This is a genomic window from Granulicatella elegans, from assembly GCF_020735385.1.
Classification (GTDB): domain Bacteria; phylum Bacillota; class Bacilli; order Lactobacillales; family Aerococcaceae; genus Granulicatella; species Granulicatella elegans_B.
The window spans coordinates 1,335,754-1,354,223 of the sequence record NZ_CP085953.1 but is presented as its reverse complement, the minus strand read 5'-3'; the positions used below and the strand labels follow the sequence as shown (position 1 = coordinate 1,354,223).

General features: G+C 31.5%; 16 protein-coding genes. All 16 read right to left on the bottom strand.

The genetic code is table 11. The features are described from left to right. Positions 1–64 precede the first annotated feature (64 nt). The 16 genes from LK443_RS06755 to LK443_RS06680 all read right to left on the bottom strand — a co-directional run bounded on the left by LK443_RS06755 (position 65) and on the right by LK443_RS06680 (position 18,458). A complete protein-coding gene (locus LK443_RS06755) occupies positions 65–1,372 on the bottom strand; it encodes a sensor histidine kinase (protein ID WP_227931180.1) in 1,308 nt (435 codons plus the stop codon). Beyond that, on the bottom strand, positions 1,369–2,025 hold the full coding sequence (locus LK443_RS06750; protein ID WP_227931179.1) for a response regulator transcription factor: 657 nt from the start codon (positions 2,023–2,025) through the stop codon (positions 1,369–1,371). The genes LK443_RS06755 and LK443_RS06750 overlap by 4 nt, the downstream gene beginning before the upstream one ends. 188 nt (positions 2,026–2,213) lie before the next feature. Then, positions 2,214–3,587, bottom strand: a complete 1,374-nt coding sequence (locus LK443_RS06745) for an ABC transporter permease (protein ID WP_227931178.1) — start codon at positions 3,585–3,587, stop codon at positions 2,214–2,216. A 20-nt stretch (positions 3,588–3,607) separates the two neighbouring features. Further along, a complete protein-coding gene (locus LK443_RS06740; RefSeq protein ID WP_006702415.1) occupies positions 3,608–4,243 on the bottom strand; it encodes an ABC transporter ATP-binding protein in 636 nt (211 codons plus the stop codon). Positions 4,244–4,253: 10 nt separating this feature from the next. Continuing rightward, the gene (locus tag LK443_RS06735) at positions 4,254–5,426 is read right to left on the bottom strand and encodes an ABC transporter permease (protein ID WP_227931177.1); all 1,173 of its coding nucleotides are present in this window, start codon (positions 5,424–5,426) and stop codon (positions 4,254–4,256) included. A 212-nt stretch (positions 5,427–5,638) separates the two neighbouring features. Next, complete coding sequence (locus LK443_RS06730) at positions 5,639–6,673, bottom strand: prephenate dehydratase (RefSeq protein WP_227931176.1); 1,035 nt, start codon at positions 6,671–6,673, stop codon at positions 5,639–5,641. Next, positions 6,666–8,141, bottom strand: coding sequence for an O-antigen polysaccharide polymerase Wzy family protein (locus LK443_RS06725; protein ID WP_227931175.1), 1,476 nt, complete (start codon positions 8,139–8,141; stop codon positions 6,666–6,668). Before LK443_RS06725 ends, LK443_RS06730 begins: the two co-directional genes overlap by 8 nt. Positions 8,142–8,145: 4 nt before the next feature. After that, positions 8,146–9,270, bottom strand: coding sequence for a glycosyltransferase (locus LK443_RS06720; protein ID WP_227931174.1), 1,125 nt, complete (start codon positions 9,268–9,270; stop codon positions 8,146–8,148). After that, entirely contained in the window at positions 9,260–10,093 is an 834-nt protein-coding gene (locus tag LK443_RS06715) for a LicD family protein (protein WP_227931173.1), read from the bottom strand. Before LK443_RS06715 ends, LK443_RS06720 begins: the two co-directional genes overlap by 11 nt. Before the next feature lie 15 nt (positions 10,094–10,108). Next, the gene (locus tag LK443_RS06710) at positions 10,109–11,137 is read right to left on the bottom strand and encodes an alcohol dehydrogenase catalytic domain-containing protein (protein WP_227931172.1); all 1,029 of its coding nucleotides are present in this window, start codon (positions 11,135–11,137) and stop codon (positions 10,109–10,111) included. After that, positions 11,138–11,845, bottom strand: coding sequence for a 2-C-methyl-D-erythritol 4-phosphate cytidylyltransferase (locus LK443_RS06705; protein WP_227931171.1), 708 nt, complete (start codon positions 11,843–11,845; stop codon positions 11,138–11,140). A 15-nt stretch (positions 11,846–11,860) separates the two neighbouring features. Next, the gene (locus LK443_RS06700) at positions 11,861–12,901 is read right to left on the bottom strand and encodes an LCP family protein (RefSeq protein ID WP_227931170.1); all 1,041 of its coding nucleotides are present in this window, start codon (positions 12,899–12,901) and stop codon (positions 11,861–11,863) included. 32 nt (positions 12,902–12,933) lie between these two features. Continuing rightward, positions 12,934–14,253: an LCP family protein gene (locus LK443_RS06695; RefSeq protein ID WP_227931169.1), complete on the bottom strand. Its 1,320-nt coding sequence runs from the start codon at positions 14,251–14,253 to the stop codon at positions 12,934–12,936. A gap of 89 nt (positions 14,254–14,342) precedes the next feature. After that, complete coding sequence (locus LK443_RS06690) at positions 14,343–15,356, bottom strand: glycosyltransferase family 2 protein (protein WP_227931168.1); 1,014 nt, start codon at positions 15,354–15,356, stop codon at positions 14,343–14,345. 61 nt (positions 15,357–15,417) lie between these two features. Next, complete coding sequence (locus tag LK443_RS06685; protein ID WP_227931167.1) at positions 15,418–17,223, bottom strand: polysaccharide biosynthesis protein; 1,806 nt, start codon at positions 17,221–17,223, stop codon at positions 15,418–15,420. A gap of 20 nt (positions 17,224–17,243) precedes the next feature. Next, complete coding sequence (locus LK443_RS06680; RefSeq protein ID WP_227931166.1) at positions 17,244–18,458, bottom strand: DegT/DnrJ/EryC1/StrS family aminotransferase; 1,215 nt, start codon at positions 18,456–18,458, stop codon at positions 17,244–17,246. Between the last annotated feature and the right edge of the window lie 12 nt (positions 18,459–18,470).

The following is an 18,470-nucleotide window of genomic DNA, read 5'->3' as shown; positions in this document are numbered from 1 at the left end:
GAAACGCAACTATTCTCATAAAAAAGAAGCACACTTCCTTCTATTTGGAAATGTACCTCTTCTTTCACTCCATATTTTTTGGAAACTCTATTGTAACTGTTACTTGCTTTCCACCCTTTTCTAGATGATAACTAAACCCGTAATGTTCTAGTAAATTTTGAACGACTAATAAACCAATTCCTGTTTTCTTTTGATTTTCTTCTAATAGGTCATTCATTTCTTCTATGGCATCATTTATTTCATTTTGAATCATGAAACAATTTTCATCTGAAACAATTCGAATGACAGAACCTTTTTTAGCATATTGATATGCATTCGTAAAAATATTGGAAAGAACCATTTTAAACGCTTCCTGTCCGATTAATAATTGCTTTGAAACAATATGACTATGAATCGTTAAATTTCTCTTCATTGCAATCCACTGATGTTCCTGAGTCACTTTTTGAATTTCTTCTTCTATAGAAATCCATTTTGCTTTTTCTCCTAGAGCTTCCTTAGATTCTCTTAATAATTCAACTACTTTTTCTGTAAGTCCATCGACAATTTGAATACATTCATCAATATAATAATCACGATTTTTATATTTTCCAATATGATATTTCATATTTTCTAAAATAATTTTTAAACTTGCTAAAGGGGTTTTTAAATCATGCGAACGTCCACGGAAAAATTCATATTTGATTTTTTCTAATTGAAGAATCGTTTCATTCTTTTCTTCTACATCATCAATCACTTGTAATAAATTAATATACAATTGATTAATTTGTGATTTTAATTCACCAATCTCATCAGTCGTCTGAACTTCTAACAAAGCATAACGATCCAATTGTTTCATTTTTCTCATCTTTTTTTTCATCTGTTGAACTTGTTTCGTTATAATTCTCGCATAAATCCAAGCTATCATCAATGACATCACGAACGATACTAACAAAGTATATGGTAAAAATTTCCAACTTAAAGAAATAGCTTCTTTTTGTAAATCAGTCGTTGTTATAAATTGTAAGTTTAAATTTTCTCCCGTTTTCGTTTGAATTTGTCGCTCTTCAATGACTAAAGAATTTGTATGACTTGAAAAATCAGCTGGGATTCCTTGACTAATCTCCAATTCATTTGAAGCAGTCCCCTCTCCTGCCATCAAAGTAATATCATTTCCTTTGGAATACAAGTTCACAAAATCCATAATTTGACTTTCTTCTTTAAAGTTTAGATTGGATGAAATTTGGTCTGCTTTGATACTTAGCTCCTGTTTTTTCGTTTCTAAATAAGTTTTTGGAAAAATAAAATAAATCGAAATATGAATACCGATAACTAGCATACTTAAAATGAAAAAAGTTGTCGCTAAAATTTTTGGAAATATTTTTAATGATTTCATAGTCTCTCCAATTTATATCCCACATTACGAATTGTAATAATACAATCCAATGCTAATTTTTTACGTAATTCCTTCATATAGACATCAATCACTCGATCGAAAGGAATTTCATCTGTTTCTTTCCAAACTTGATCAATAATTTGTTGCCTACTTAATGCTTGCCCTTCATGATCGACTAAACATTTTAAAATCTCAATTTCTTTAGCATTCATATCTACTTTTTCACCAGAAAGAGTTGCTGTATAACTAGAGAAATTCACACTCGTATTTTGATACGTAAACACTTCTGTGTCCGGATAATAACGTTTCATTAAAGCATCAATTCTCGCTTTTAAAACAGGTAAGGAAAATGGTTTTTCAATATATCCATCCGCTAATTGACTATACGCTTTTAATTGATATTCTTCATCGCTAAAAGCTGTTAACATTAATGCAGGGATTGAACTTTTTCTTCGAATATATTCTAGTACTTCTAATCCATTCTTTTTCGGCAATTGAATATCTAATAGCACTAAATGAACTTCATTTGAATCAAATAAATCTATCGCTTCTTGTCCATCCCTAGCAGCAATCATCTCATAATTACATTCACTTAAATAATCACAGACTCCTTCACGAATCGGTGCTTCATCTTCAACCATTAAAATTCTCACAGCTTCATCTCCTCTCAATCTTATTATAAATGATTTTCTTATTTCTGTCCTTGTCATTTCATAAAAAATGAGCAGACTTAGAATCTTTTTTATTCATTGTCTGCTCATTTTATTTATCTATTTCATTTTTGTTTACAGTTTATGGTTCCTAGAGGTTCATCATTTTCTCCCTTTGTGTTTTTGAACTTCTATTCAACATCCATTAATAATTCTTTAGGATTTTTACTAAATGTTTTCACACTGGCAATCGTTAACGCAATGCCTAATACCACAATCATAAATCCAACAACATAAAGTACATTTGTTGGTTGAATCACCATTTCTAAAGAAGTTAATGTCTTATTAAAGCCATCTACTTCAGCTCCACCACCTAGACCCGTTGAGGCTGCTTGTTTTCCCATTTGTTTTGCAATACTTGAAGTAACACTTGCAAGTAATTGATTTCCAACTGTTTTTCCAGTCAAAATAGCAACTCCTGTTGCACCTACAAAGGCTGGTAAACTAATGAACAATAACTCCCATACAAATTGTCCAAATATTTCCATTTTAGATAAGCCAATCGATAATAGAACACCAATTTCTCTTTGACGAGCATTCATCCATAAGAATAATAGTAATGCCACTGTAATTCCTGCAAATGCAATAGAGCCAATAAATAATTTATTTGCGATAGCATACATCCCAGAAATTGATTGTTGTAAGGCTGGGAAGTTAGAAGAACTTTTTACTAAATTATAAGATTTCCAATTAATCGCTAATTTCCCTAAATCTTTAATCGCTGTATCAAGATTTTTATTTCCCTTTACAAAGAATGTCGCATCTTGATACACTGCTGTATCTTCTGTATTTCCATATACTTTAGCTGCTGTATGAATATCAGTTACTAAAGTATTTTCATATAATTCTTGTGCTGCTGTAACTCTCGTTTTATTGTGACCATCAAATAGTCCTTTAATTTCAACTTCTACTGTTTCATTTGCACCTTTTTCATTATCAGCATCATAAATATTTGATTTTAATGTAATTTTATCGCCTACTTTTAAATGATTTTTTTCAGCTAAATCTTTATGCATTAAAATTTTATGTTTATCTGATTCTACTAGTGGACTTCCTTCTACCAATTGATAAGCGCCAGAAACAAATTTATTTTCTTTCGCAGAATCATTAACCCCAGTTAACATAACCGCACGTTTAAATTTCTTAATACGATCAGGTGTTAACACTCCTTGAGTTTCTTTTGTTTCAATAATATCGTAATCTGCTAAATCAGCTACACTATTAATTCGTTTAACCGTTCCTTCGATATCTGGAGATTCAGAGATTTTTTTAATATCTTCTCCTTTAATGTTTCCTCCACCACGAGGTGTTCCTTGATTCACACGACGATTAATTTCCATTGAAAAACTGTTTGTAATATTTTTAAATACTTCTTTTGAAGCTTGATTTGTTGCATCTTTCATGGATAATCCAATCATACTTAATGTCGCCATGGATAGTACAACGACAAATAATACGAATGATTTGAAGATTTTTCTTGAAATATAAGCAAATGCATTTTTCATCCTATTCCATCTCCCTCTACTTATTTCACTTCGTGAAGTTTTGTTTCACGTAATTCTAATATTGTATCTGCAGCATTTGCTACTTCTTTACTATGTGTTACAACAATGACACATTTTTTTCTTTCTTTTGCCAGTGATTTTAATACATCTATAATTTCACCCGCTGTATGTTCATCTAAATTTCCTGTTGGTTCATCTGCTAAAATAATTGGAGCCTCTGAAACCAATGCACGAGCAATAGCTACCCTTTGTTGTTGTCCCCCTGATAATTTTAAAACATTACGATTCACATGACTTTCTTCTAATCCTAACTGTAATAAAATTTCTTTTGTAGCTGTAGGATTAACTAATCGAATATTTTCTAATGGAGTTAAATAATCAATTAAATTATAATTTTGGAATACTAAGGAAATATGATGTTTACGATGATAACTATCTCCTTTTTCTTGAATATCTTCTCCTTCAAATAAAATCTTTCCACTTGTTGGATTATCTAGCGCTGCTAATAGAGATAATAATGTTGATTTCCCAGAACCAGATTTTCCAATAATCGCGTAAAATTTACCTGCTTCAAATTCTTGATCAATTTGTGATAACACAGATTGACGTGCTTCCTTATATTGATAACTTACTTTATTCATTGATAATACACTCATGTTCATTCTCCTAACTCATTTTTGATAATATTTCTTTTGGTTTTTTCATTAAAAAGATTCCTAATGTTACAGCAAGTGAGAATACAATCACCATTGCTAATAATGCATAACTTTGACTAAAAACAGTCATTACTCCTTGTTGTGCTCCTTTTGAAATAAAGTTTCCTAAAGAAGTTTGTCCCGAATCCATCGATATAAATCCATTCATTAATTGATGAACCATCATAGGTGCTAATGCAAGCGAAACAAAAACAGCTGGAATCGTTAATAAGAATAATTCAACAAAAAATTTTCCAATAATCCAAGCTTTATGAATTCCAATCGATAATAAAATACCAATCTCATAAATTCTTTCTCGCACACTTAACATTAGCATTAAGGATAGAACTACCGCACCAGCGATTAAAATTCCAACTGTCATCCACTGAACTATGCTTTGAAGACCTGTAATACTTTCTAAAATATCATCAAAATCTTGCTTTTGCTCCTCGATTACAAATTCTTCCCAATTGAATGGTAAAGCTTCTATAGCTTGTTTCATTTTTAGTAATTCTTCACTTGAAGAAGCAAATATATTTAATCCTGTTACAACTTCCCCTAATTCACTAGAGATTACTTTTCGAATGGATTCATAATCCGTAAATACTGTATTTTCACTAAAATCAGAAGTTAATCCTGTATACGTTTCTTGCTTTTTCCCAGAAAAAATTCCAACAATTTCATAGTCTACTTTTTTCTTCTCTCCAGTTTCTTGTTGGATTACATCAAGGGTTATCGTATCTCCAAGATTTAATTGATTTTTAGAAGCTAATTCTTCATGAATCATAATTTTATGAACATCCGTTGCTTCTATCATTTTTCCCTTTAACAATGAGAAAACTCCACTTGAGAATAGTTTTTCTCGATTCACTTGGCTACTAGAATTGAGCGAAACAACATTTTGCATTTCTTCATCAATATCATCTCGTTGAATTTTTTCTTCACCTGTCACAACTGAGTGATTTTCTAATTTTGCAATGGTTTGATAATGTTTTTCTAAAGACTCATTATCTGCAACTTTCTTCATCTCTTCCACTTGTTTGAATGAAAAACTTGTTCCATCTTTTTTTCTAAATTCAAACGAAGAAGTTGTCGTTTGTTTTAATTGATGTTGCACCATAGAAGTCGTAGATAATAACCTCATACAAGCAAATATACAAGATAGAATAACGCTAAATATCGTGATTAATATTAAACTTTTCTTTTTCTTTCTTAAAATATAAAGTATTGCATTTTTTATCAAAAGAATGACTCCTCTCTCATTTCTTATCTGTAACTTATTATAAGGAGTGTTTATGAAATGTATATGAAATGAAAACAAAAAAATCTCGCCAGAATAACTGACGAGATTTTTTATTATAGTGGAAATACTGCTACACCAAGAATTGTTTTATCAAAATTATGTAATTCTTGTAATTTCTTTTCAAAATCAACATAACGAGTCTTACCAAATTCTTCTACAAATAAGTAAGCATCAAATTGACAAATTCTTTCAAAATTAGATGCTTCTACATACTCAATCGTTACATCTTGAATTTTATTCTCCCATTGTTTCGCAATTGCTTTACTTGAAGTTACCACAGCAAACTCTCCATGAGTTTCTTTTTTATAACGAATTAATTGACGTAATACTTCAGCATTTTCAATTTCAAAGATTTGATGCATATCATATTTTTTAAAATCACCAGCACGATTCATTGTTGGATTAAATAAATACCATGCAAAATTAATAAAGATAACCAAAAATCCAGCAAATACAAAAACAACAACAATTCTTAAAACTAATTGTTTTACATTGAAGTTTGAAATGGTTGTTTCACTTCCGCCCACTTCTTGAGAATTAACTGTTTCTAATTTGTTGATTTTTACGTCTTTAAAAATATCTTTATAACTATTCATTAAAGCATCCACTTTTTTCTCAATTAATTGATTTAAAGTTGGACTTGTTGTTAATGCTTTTACAGAAACCCCTGTATAGTCCCCTAATGAAGTGACAATAATTTTTTTTTCCCAGAAATCAACATCAGAATTTCTTAATTGAGTAGCATTACTTGCAATTTCACCTGCAAATCTTGCAACTTCTTGATCGGTTGAATCATTGAATAAATACGCACCATTCATATTAGAGCTAATTAATTTCGAATAAAAAAAACTAAATTGATCATTCTTTGTATTGGCTTCTGTTTTAAATTCTTTTTCTGGTGCATTAATTTTATAAATAATATAACTTGAGTAACTTGTATTATTTTTTACGACTGATTTTGACGTAATAGCTTTATAACTCATCGGTACAGCCATTAAGATAAATAAGACGAATACAGCAATTGCATTCCATTTTTTCTTTTTCTTTAAATTAGCTAATAAATCAGCTAATGAATAATTTTCAAACATTTATATAACCATCCTTTGCTAATGTTGTATGATAAATTGGTTTCTTCATTGAATAAGACATTAAGAAAATTACAATAATGACTGTCCAAAATTGCATTGTAAATAAACTAAAGAAACTTTCTGAAAAACTACTTCTCGCCATAAAGAATAGATTTCCAAGAACTAATAACGAAACCGTAAATCCAAGTAGATTTTTACGATAAGCTGAAGTCAGTAAAGCAATTAAAATAAACCCCAAAATACAGCTTGCTATCAGTAAGCCAATAAATCCATAGTCCGTATAAATTTCCATTATGTAACTACTTCCAATACCATGTCCATCTAAATATTGTTTTTTTAATACAAGATACGAAATATTATGAGCGTAACTATTACTTTCTAAGGCTAATTCAATACTATTCGTTGTCGATTTAAAAGCTTTAGTTCCTAATACATTCATACCTATACTACCACGATAGAAATAATCAATTATTGGTCCAAATGTAAAGTTTCTCATTTCTCTAATTGGTAAACTACTACGGTAGAGATAACCTCTCGCTAAAACTCCAAAACTAGTTCCTTGTTTATAAATAAAATCAACTAATAAAGCAAAAATACTGTCGAATTTTAATTTTGCTCCATCCCGAACATAGTTCATCGCTCCCATAGCAAGCATTAAGACTGGAGTTCCTAGTCCTAGAGCAATTTTTTCTCTACGTCCAAGCCAAACTTCTTTTTTATCAGAATAGTGACGCATGAAGAAATATACAAAGGCAAATAGTAAACTTAAAATAAATGGATTTCTCGTTCCAATCACTAAATGAATCATATTTGCTGAAACGTATAAACCTAGCATAAATATCGATACTTTTTTAGATGGTTTTGTCGCTAGATACACACATAATGCATAGAACATAAATGCTGATAATAAATAAGTGAAGTAAGGTAATTTACTTGTAAAATTTGCATAATAACCATAATAAGTTGTCTGTAATCTAAACATTAAACGTTCGACTAATCTTAATACATAAAATGGATATGTAACCAAGAATACTATTAGTGAAACTCTTCTAACTTGTAAAATCAAACGTGCATATGAAGTTTCATCTACAGGCTTTTCCTTTTTACGGGTAAAATATCTAACACCTATTATTCCACCTAGCCATAATCCTAATAAAGAAACTAGTATGACATTAAAGGTAAATACATACGCATCCTGTTGATAGGTTTCAAAACTTCCAGTTCTTAAATAATCAATTAACGGTCTTGAAAATAAAAATACAAAAATTGTCATATAAAACAAGGCATGAATTAATTGATACTTTAAAAGATGAACACAAAATAATGTATGTGCAATAAAAACCATCACAACTGTATATAATAATGTTTCTAAATGATTATTATTTAAATAAGTCAAATAAAGAGCAATGGCTAACCCATAGCAGAAAGTTGTGAGTACTGCATGAAGTTTTCTTAAAGAATCCAGCATCTATCTAACCCCTTTCTTCTTTTGATGATTGAAATAACTCCTCTATTTGTTGCAGTTGTTTTTCAATTGTAAATTGTTGGATAAATTCTGAATAATTCTCAGAAATGTTTCTTTCTCCAGTAATATATTTTTTTAGAGCATCAATAGCTTCTTGATTGGTCTCTATCATTTCTCCAAATTGACCATTATTCGATAATTCTAAAGCTCCACCAACATTTGTAGAAACAAAAGGAATTCCTAATGTCACAGCTTCTACAACTGCTCCTGAAAATCCTTCTTGCTTCGATAAAGATAGCAAGACTTTAGCTTGCTTTAAAATAGAATATGGATTTTTCTGATAGCCCAAGAAATGAACTTTATTCTGTAATTGAAGACGTTCTACTTCTTCTTTTAAGAAGTTCTCTTGTACTCCACTACCAATATAGTATAAATGAACGTCATCCACTTCATTTTGTAATTCGTTAAAGACTTCTAACACCCGATCTGTTCCTTTTAAAGCTTCCAAACGTCCAATCACACAAATGCTATTTTTTTCTAATGTAACTAGAGCTACTTCTTCTGATTTTTCAAACAGAGTGGAAAAATCGTAACCATTATAAATCGTTTGAATTTTATCATTAAACATTGGATAAACTGTTTCAATCGATTTTCTTGTTTTTTTAGAAATTGCAATAATTTTATCTGCATGGCTCAATTGTTCAAAATGATTGTTACGATAGTGAGCTTGTTCCTCTTCCAAAAAGGCTTCGATACTTCCATGAATCCAAGCAATTTTTTTCACTTCTTTTCTCTTAGAAAAAGGAAAAGCAGGATTCATAATGGTAAAAGAAACTTCAATATCATACTCATCTTTAACTAGCCCTTTTCTTACTAAATATGGAAAATAAATTCTGAGTCTCCATAAAATGGCATCTATCACTCGTCCATAACTTTTCTTCTTATACGGTTTTAAAATTCGTACTCCTTCAGGAACAGATTCGTAGCCTTTATCAAAATGTTCCATTTCTAAGATGTCAATTTCATATTTAGATAAGTCTAAATTTGATACGATAGTAGAAAGTATTTTTTCAGCTCCTCCTCCTAATGAGAACGACCATAAAAAGAAGAGTACTTTTTTCTTACTTGCCATAATATTCACCTTTATAATGAGTATAGCTCTTTTCTAAATCAAGTAAAACTGCATCATGATGAGCTACTTGTTTTTCTACTGGTGGAGGTGTCATATAATCTCCAAAAGCAGTTTTTAAATAAGCATCATATCCAACTGGAATTGGTAATTCCGTTTCTTCAAAAGGAAGCCACAATGCACCCTCAAAACTAGAAATAGGATATTTCTTCTTCATATAGTATGGACCAGAACACAGTTCAGTAATGCCATCACTTTCTTCTTTTGTATATTTCGTCATTTCAGCTTCAGCTTTTTTCCAAATTTTATAACGAAGTTTTTTAGATGGAACAAGTGCTAATAATGCTTGACTTCCCCACTTCATAATTCCACCATGCTTTTCTGGAATAGTTTGGGCGCAAAATAGTGAATAGACTAAAGCAGCTATCACTTGTTTTTTTCGTGATAGCCCATTAGCTGGATAATAATCCAACGGAAGCACATCTAATGCTAATCCATGTGGGATATCCAAATCTTGTTGATAAGGTTTGATACATGTCGTTTGAGTATCTCTTATCGTAATAAATAAATTACGGTCAATATAATTTTCATTACTTTTAGAAAGTTGATAACGACTATCTGCCTTTTGTGGCCATAGTTGTGCTAATTTTTCATAATCTTTTCTTGGCATAAAGAAATCTAAGTCATCATCCCAAGGAATAAATCCTTTATGTCGTAGAGTTCCAATCGCTCCTCCACCACATAAATAGCAAAGTAAATTATTTTCATTACAAAATTGGACGAAATACTCTGCCATCTCTAAACACTTCGCTTGAAGTGGTTCCATGATTTCACCTCATTATTAAATATCCCATTTCGCAACTGTCTTAAATGGTGTAACAGTATCTTCTTCAAAGAAATGATAGATATCTTGAATATCTTGAATTTTATTTGATTCATGAATAATTAAATTCAATCTTGAATGTACTTGAGGACGTTCCATCATTTCAACGGCTCCTTCAAAATCTTCACGTCCTGAACGTGAACTACCCACCCAAGTTAAACCTTTTTCTAATATATCTCGTGTATTTAATGGAACTTCAAACTCGCTTACTCCCATCATAATAACCGTACCTTGCGGTCTAATATGTTTAATAATATCTCGGTATGCTTCTTGAGTTCCAGTTCCACCCACGCATTCAAAAGCATGATCAAACGTGAAATCATCCTCAATTTCACTGACATCATATACTTCATCTGCAAATGAGAATAAACGCAATTTATCATGATTTTTTCCAACCACAATAATCGTTGAGTTAGGGAATTTTTCTTTTGCAAGTGTCGCAACCACATAAGCTAGACTTCCAGATCCCCATACCACAATACGGTCTCTTCTTGAATGTGCTACTTGTTTCATTCTTGTAATACCATGAATCCCAACGGAAACAAATTCTGTAATTGCAGCAACTTTTGATGGAATTGTTTCGTATTTCACCACACGATTTTTAGGAATTGTAACAAATTCTCTCATAAATCCATCATGCCCACTTGAACGGAAATAAGCACCTGTTACATAGTTTTCATAAAATTCTGTTCCCTCTTCAAATTCTTTTGGAGGTTGGTTTGGAATCATGACGACTTTATCTCCAGTTTTATATGTTCCTGAAACATCACTGACAACAATTCCACAACATTCGTGAATTAATGCCATTGGCAATTTCTTTTGTAAAATTTTTGGTGGACGTGTCCCTTGGAAATAACGTTGGTCTGCATGACATAGTGCAATATAATTTGGTCGAACAACGACTGTGTCTTCTTGCTCTATTTCAACGTCTTCATATTTCACAGAAAAATAATGCGGACGAATCAATTGATATACTCGATTAATCACTTAGATCTCCCCCAACATCGCTTCAGCAATTTTTAAATCCGTTACTGTAGTAATTTTAATATTTGAATATTCCCCTTGAACTAATCCAACAGGCGTATTATTTAATACAAACACTTTACAAGCATCTGTCAAAATTTGTTTGACTTCTTCTTCCGTCGATTCGTAAATATCTACAAATGCACGAATTTTGAAAGTTTGTGGCGTTTGGCCTTGGTACATATGTGTACGATTCGGAATAGATGAAATAACTTTTCCATCGACAGATTCAACAATTGTATCATTTGCAAGAACGACTGTATCTGCTACATCATATTCTTTCATAGCAGCAATATTTTCTTCAATCATACGATAAGATACAAATGGACGAACTGCATCATGAGTAATTAAAATATCATCTGTCGTTTCATTAGATTTTTCTTGAATATCATGAATAATATTCATAATACTATCATTTCTATCTTTTCCACCTGAAACAACACGAATTCTTTCTTTTTGTGTTGGAACATATTTATGGAGCAAATCTTCAAAGTATGTCATCCAATTAGGATGAACAGCTACATAAATAATATCAATATCAGGAACAAACAAGAATTTCTCAACGGTATGCATAATAATTGGTTTTTTTCCTAATGTTAAAAACTGTTTAGGCATATCTTGAATTCCCATACGAGTTCCCGTTCCACCAGCAAGTATTCCAGCGTAAATCATTTGATTTCCTTCTTTCTATGGCGTAGTTAAATAAAATAAGTTTTCTCTTTGTTGTAATAATGGATAAGTTTTAACAGGTTTTTGACCTAAATATTCACGGATTAAATTAGATTTTTCTAATAATTCTTCATCTGTAGCATACGAATAATAAATTTGCTCTCCTATTGAATTTTTCAATAATAATGAACGTTCTTCAATAAATGCTTGTTCTAAATGGTCAAATGAAGGGCCATATGTGTTTTTCAATGCCATAATTTTTCCAATTGGAATATCTGTTTTAACATTTTTACTTACAGCATTCATAATTTTTTCAAAATTCGTAATCGAATTAAAGGACATCATTTTTTTCACTAATTGTTCAATAACAATTCTTTGACGTTTTTGACGGCCATAATCTCCTTCTGGATCATCATAACGCATTCTTGCAAAGCGTAATGCACTTTCGCCATCTAATAATTCCGTTTTTCCTTCTACAAATGAACGTTCCTCATAAGTGAAAGTTAATGGGCTTGTTACTTCAATGCCGCCAACTGCATCAACAAATTCCATTAAACCAGACATATTAATTTCCATATAAAAATCAATGCTTGTATCAAATAATTTTTCTACAGAATTAATCGCCATTTTGGCTTGTCCATATGCGTAAGCATGATTAATTTTGTCATAGTAGTTCATTCCAACAATTTCTGTATAAGTGTCACGTGGAATGCTCAATAACTGTGCTTTTTTCTCAGTTGGATTCGATGTTAATAACAACATCGTATCGCTTCTACCATCTTCAGTTGGTCGACCATATGCACCATTATCAATCCCTAATAATAAAATATTAATAGGTTTAGCATTTTCAATAATTTCTTGTGCTTCTTCTTTAGTTCTATTCCCAACATCTTGAGTAATCGTACTAATTGTTTGGTGGAGTAAATTTAATTTATCAGCAAAAACAATAGATGCTCCTACCAGAAAAGCAGAAATCAATATGAAAATAAATAATAACTTTCCTTTTTTCTTTTTTTGTCTTCTTTTTGAACGAAGACCAAACTCATGTTGTTCTACCATTTTATTTCCTCAAATTTCCTTTGTAATATTGGTTATTGATTATTTGTTTCTGTTGCAGCTGATTTTGGTTCAATCGTTGAATTACTTGGCACTGGTGCAAGTTCTACAGAACTAGTTTCAGGTTTAGTAGGGGCAACAGTCGTTGGTTGAGTATCTTTTGTAGTTTCAGCCTTTTTATCATCATTTTTTTGAGTATTGGCTACTGTTGTAGTATTTACTGTAGTTGGGGCAACAGTCGTTGCTGGAGCTACAGGTTGATTATTTTCTGCTTGAGGAACAGTAGCTGGTTCAACATATTCATCTGCAATCTCTTCTTGGTAAAATGATGAATTTGTTGGCTGATGATTTTCAACTTCAGGAACAATCTGTGTCTCGTTTGTTTCAATATGTTTGAGTGAATCTACTTTTTGAAGTTCTAAATTCTCACGTAACAGATTAGAAATACGTAATCTTTCATCTTCTGGTACTACAAAATAATAAATACCACCAATCATTGTACCCGAACCACTAATTTTATCACTTTCAAAGTTCTTTAAAGCTTTTGGATAATTATTTTTTATCGATAATAATTTATCAAGTGTAAAATTCGTACGAACTGAATTTTCTAAAGTTTTTAAAATTTCTTCATAACGAGTTATAGAAGTTATATTTAATAGTTTTTCTACTAATTTCTGGATTACATATTGTTGACGTTTTTGACGTCCCATATCTCCTTCTGGGTCATCATATCGCATTCTTGCATATCTTAATGCTGCTTCACCATCAACATGTCTGTCTTCTCCTTCTGTAAAGGATTCTCCTTCATAAGTGAAAGTTAATACTGGTGTAATATCCAATCCACCAACCGCATCGACTAAGCCCATTAAACCTCCCATATCAACAGTCACATAATAATCAATTGGGACATTTAACATATTTTGTACACTATTAATAGACATTTTTTCTTGACCAAATGCATAGGCATGGTTAATTTTGTCATTGGTTCCATAACCAACAATTTCTGTGTAAGAGTCACGTGGAATACTAACAATTGTTGTTTTACCTAACTTTTCATTAACTGTTACAACTAACATCGTATCACTACGGCCGACTTCTGTTCCTCGCCCATACGCCCCGTTATCAATTCCTAATAATAAAACGGAAAAACTATCATTATCTGTAATTTCCTTTTCACGTAAATTCACCGTTTCTACTTCTTGATGAATCGCATTTTCTACTTTTGCTAATCGAGCACGAATATAAGCTCCTGATACTGTTATTAAAGTTGCCAGTAAAACGATAAAAAATATCGTCCATTTTTTTCGTTTATTTTTTAAAATTTTTTTATGAATATGATTTTCAACTCTACTCAAACTTTTCAACCTCACTTTTAACTACAATCAATTTATTATACCATAATTCCTCTACACCATGAGGAGAGATTTACCACTTTTTAACAATTTTAATCTTCATTCATTGAATAATACGTTTTCTTCCACCAAAATCCTTCAATCCACCCACGGATTGTTCCGATTCCATAAGAAAAATGAACAGAAATCATCATAAATGGAATCAATAAACGAGTGACATGAAATGGATGGGTTGAAATTTCAAATAGTGACAATCCAATAATCGCTAATAAATAAACACTTACTAATAATAAAAATGGTAATGCAGAAATTCCAGCAAATAAAACCGTTGCTAATAATGTACTCACAAAAATTCCAGGTACAAAATGGAATAGCGATAAACATTCACGACATACATGACTTGTTAAACCAATCCAATAACCATTTCCATATTTTTGTTTTAACATTTTTGAGTAAGTTGGTCGAATATATTGAAATGATTCAATCGAAGTATCATACCATATTTTAAATCCATTTTTTCGAATACGATAGTGGAACTCATTATCTTCTGTACGAACTAACTTTTCGTCAAAATATCCAACTTTATCTACGACATCTTTATGATACATTCCTTGGAATACAGAATCGACATAACGACTCTCATCACCTTTACGATAATTTGCGATGCTACTACCTAATGCAGATTCTTCAACGATATGTAATGTCTTCGCTAATTCATCATCTGTTTCAACAATCGTTGGTCTTCTTCCTCCGCAAACTCGTTCTCCTGTTTGGATCACAGCTACATTATTTTCAATAAAATCTTCTGGAATATGAGAATGCGCATCGATTTTTAAATAACAATCTCCATCCGAATGTTTAAATCCTAAATTTAATCCTGTATTCAATGTCTTTTTAGGATTATCAAAAATCTTAATAGCATAAAATTCATGTTGATAGTTTTCTTGAAACTCATTCATTAAACTTCTCGTACAATCTGTTGACATCGCATTTATCAAAACAATTTCAATTTGTTTATGAGGATACGTTTGATGGACTAAACTTTCAAATAATGCTGGCAAATATTTTTCTTCATTGTATGCACTAATAGATATTGATACTAACATAATTTCTCCTTAATCTGTGTTTATGAAAAGAAGGCTGGAGCATTATCCAGCCTTCTCTATTTTATTTCTTTTTATTCGCAATATCAATCAATTCATCATGTAATTCTTGTTCTGAATAATTTTCGAACTTTTCAATAAAGTCATACACACGATTAATTTTTGAATTATCCGAAATTCCGATATGAATTTTAGGGAAAATTTGTTTTGGATTAACTTCACCCTCATTCAATAACTCTTCATACATTTTTTCACCAGGACGTAAACCAGTAAATTTAATTTCGATATCATCTTCACTGTATCCTGATAAACGGATTAGATTTTTCGCTAAGTCCAAAATACGAACTGGTTTACCCATATCTAACACGAAAATTTCTCCTCCACGCGCTAGAGAACCAGCTTGAATCACTAATTGTGCTGCTTCTGGAATCGTCATAAAGTAACGAACAATATCTGGGTGAGTTACTGTAATTGGTCCACCTTTTGCAATTTGTTTCTTAAATAATGGAATAACAGAACCTCTCGATCCTAATACATTCCCGAAACGCACTGCTACATATTTCGTTGAATCACTCTTCGTTGCCATATCTTGAACAATCATTTCACATAGGCGTTTTGTTGCTCCCATAATATTCGGTGGGTTAACAGCTTTATCAGTTGAAATCATCACAAAAGTTTTTACTTTTGCATGATTCGCAGCTTCTGCAACATTTCGAGTTCCTAAAATATTATTTTTCACTGCTTCTCTAGGATTAATTTCCATTAGAGGCACATGTTTGTGCGCTGCAGCATGGTACACAACGTCTGGACGATATTTTTCCATCACTTCAAAAATACGCTTTCTATCTTGAACATCCGCAATGACAGGAGTAATTCTAAAATGCTCAGCATATTTTCCAAGTAATTCCATATTTAATTGATAAATACTATTTTCTCCATGTCCTAAAATAATTAATTCTTTTGGACGGAACGAAGAAACTTGTCGACAAATTTCAGAACCGATGGAGCCTCCTGCCCCAGTTACTAAAATTCGTTTTCCACGTAATTGTTTTTCAATTAACGTTTGATCCAATTCAATTGGATCTCGTCCAAGTAAATCTTCAATTTCAACATTTCTCAATTGTTGTACATGTAAGTTTCCTGACATGACTTCATCAATATTTGGAAGGATGACACATTCTGCTCCGGTTTTACGAGCAATATCATAAACTTCATTTAATTTTTTATTTGGTAATGAAGGCATCGCAATAACAACTTTAGTAATTCCCATATGTTGAACAATTTTTTCAATATCTTTTGTAGTTCCTAAAATACGAACGCCATAAATATCTTTTCTTTGTTTTTCTGGATCATCATCAACAAAGGCTACTGGCATCATTCTCATTTTTGGATGCATTAGCATTTGACGAACTAATAAAGTTCCTGCTGCCCCTGCTCCAACAATTAAAGTTGGTTTTGCATTTTCCATAACAACGCTGTCTACAAAGTACTCTCTGAAAATACGCATTGACAGACGAACGCCACCTACTGCACAGACAAGTAATAGCCATAACACTACTACAAATTGCCATGTTACTAATGTTTTGAACCAAACAATTCCTGCAACAGTAGAAACAATTACCGAAGCACTTACACATTTTACAACTGTAATAACTTCATAAACACTCGCATATTCCCAATCTCTCCAATATAAATTTAAGAAATAAGAAAATACATAATAAGCTGCTAAAGATAATAATGCTGTAACAGTTAAGGCATGAATATTACGAATTAGCCCTTCCGTTACTAGTCTAAAACTTAAAAATACAGAACCCAGTACGATGATCGAGTCTAATACAAATAGAAATAATATTTTTAATCGATTATTCATCTACACTTCTCCTTACTCCATCAAGCATTTAATACTTCATGAACGACTTCTTTATAATTTTGAACAATATATTGAATATCTTCGTCCGTTAGTAATGTGTGTAATGGTAAGGTCACTTCATTTTCAAAATAACGATAAGCATTAGGATAATCTTTAATATCGAATCCTAAATTTTTATAGGCTGTTAATAATGGTAATGGTTTATAATGCACATTACATGAAATACCTCGATCTGCCATTTTTTCAATAATCAAACCTCTTTGTTCATAAGAAGCACCATTTACTCTTGTAATATATAAATGTCCTGAAGATTTATAACAATCTGTTTGATGTGCTAACACTTGAATAGTATCAGATTTCAATCCTTCATCAAATTGGCGAATAATTTCTTTTCTACGTGTTAAAATTTCTTCATAACGCTCTAATTGTGCTAAACCAATAGCAGCCATAATATCTGCCATATTGCATTTATATCCTGGAATTTCAATATCATATTCCCATGAACCTGGTTTTGTCTTCGCTAAGGCATCTTTTGTTTGTCCATGTAAGGAATAAATTTGGAAAGCATGATAAATTTCTTCATCATCTAATCCATTTTTAGGATTCCAAGTAATACAACCACCTTCAGCTGTTGTTAAATTTTTAACTGCATGGAATGAATAAGAAGCAAAGTCAGCCACTTGTGCAACTGATAACCCATTAATCGTAGTTCCCATCGCATGAGCTGAATCTGAAACTACAATGATTCGATTAAAATGAGCTTGCAAGGCATTATTTGCTGAGAATAAGTCTTTCTTCTTTTCTACTACTTCAAAAATACGAGTATAATCACAAGGCACTCCACCTAATTCTACAGGAATAATTACTTTAGTCGCTGGAGTTATCGCTTGTTCTAATAAATCATAATTCATTTCATGGTGGTTTTCTTGAATATCTACTAATACTGGAGTTGCTCCAACGTGTTCAATCACACTACATGAAGCAGTATAAGTATAAGCTGGAACGATGACTTCGTCTCCTTCACCAATCCCTAACACTCGTAAAGCTAGTTCTAATGCAGCTGTTGCTGAATTTAAACAAACTGTTTTACCAGTTCCTAAATAGGCTGCTAATTGTCTTTCAAATTCTTTTGTTTTTGGTCCAGTTGTAATCCAACCTGATTTAAGCACTTCTGTTACTAATTCAATTTCTCGATTGCTAATATCTGGTGGTGAAAATGGAATATTTCTAATCATGTCTTTTAACCT

Excerpts from the sequence above, each read along its gene's own strand:
- LK443_RS06685 (WP_227931167.1), bottom strand. The coding sequence starts at position 17,223 with ATGAATAATCGATTAAAAATATTATTTCTATTTGTATTAGACTCGATC.
- LK443_RS06755 (WP_227931180.1), bottom strand. The coding sequence starts at position 1,372 with ATGAAATCATTAAAAATATTTCCAAAAATTTTAGCGACAACTTTTTTC.
- LK443_RS06735 (WP_227931177.1), bottom strand. The coding sequence starts at position 5,426 with ATGAGGTTATTATCTACGACTTCTATGGTGCAACATCAATTAAAACAA.
- LK443_RS06740 (WP_006702415.1), bottom strand. The coding sequence starts at position 4,243 with ATGAGTGTATTATCAATGAATAAAGTAAGTTATCAATATAAGGAAGCA.
- LK443_RS06725 (WP_227931175.1), bottom strand. The coding sequence starts at position 8,141 with ATGCTGGATTCTTTAAGAAAACTTCATGCAGTACTCACAACTTTCTGC.
- LK443_RS06715 (WP_227931173.1), bottom strand. The coding sequence starts at position 10,093 with ATGGAACCACTTCAAGCGAAGTGTTTAGAGATGGCAGAGTATTTCGTC.
- LK443_RS06730 (WP_227931176.1), bottom strand. The coding sequence starts at position 6,673 with ATGTTTGAAAATTATTCATTAGCTGATTTATTAGCTAATTTAAAGAAA.
- LK443_RS06700 (WP_227931170.1), bottom strand. The coding sequence starts at position 12,901 with ATGGTAGAACAACATGAGTTTGGTCTTCGTTCAAAAAGAAGACAAAAA.
- LK443_RS06690 (WP_227931168.1), bottom strand. The coding sequence starts at position 15,356 with ATGTTAGTATCAATATCTATTAGTGCATACAATGAAGAAAAATATTTG.
- LK443_RS06720 (WP_227931174.1), bottom strand. The coding sequence starts at position 9,270 with ATGGCAAGTAAGAAAAAAGTACTCTTCTTTTTATGGTCGTTCTCATTA.
- LK443_RS06745 (WP_227931178.1), bottom strand. The coding sequence starts at position 3,587 with ATGAAAAATGCATTTGCTTATATTTCAAGAAAAATCTTCAAATCATTC.
- LK443_RS06680 (WP_227931166.1), bottom strand. The coding sequence starts at position 18,458 with ATGATTAGAAATATTCCATTTTCACCACCAGATATTAGCAATCGAGAA.
- LK443_RS06705 (WP_227931171.1), bottom strand. The coding sequence starts at position 11,845 with ATGATTTACGCTGGAATACTTGCTGGTGGAACGGGAACTCGTATGGGA.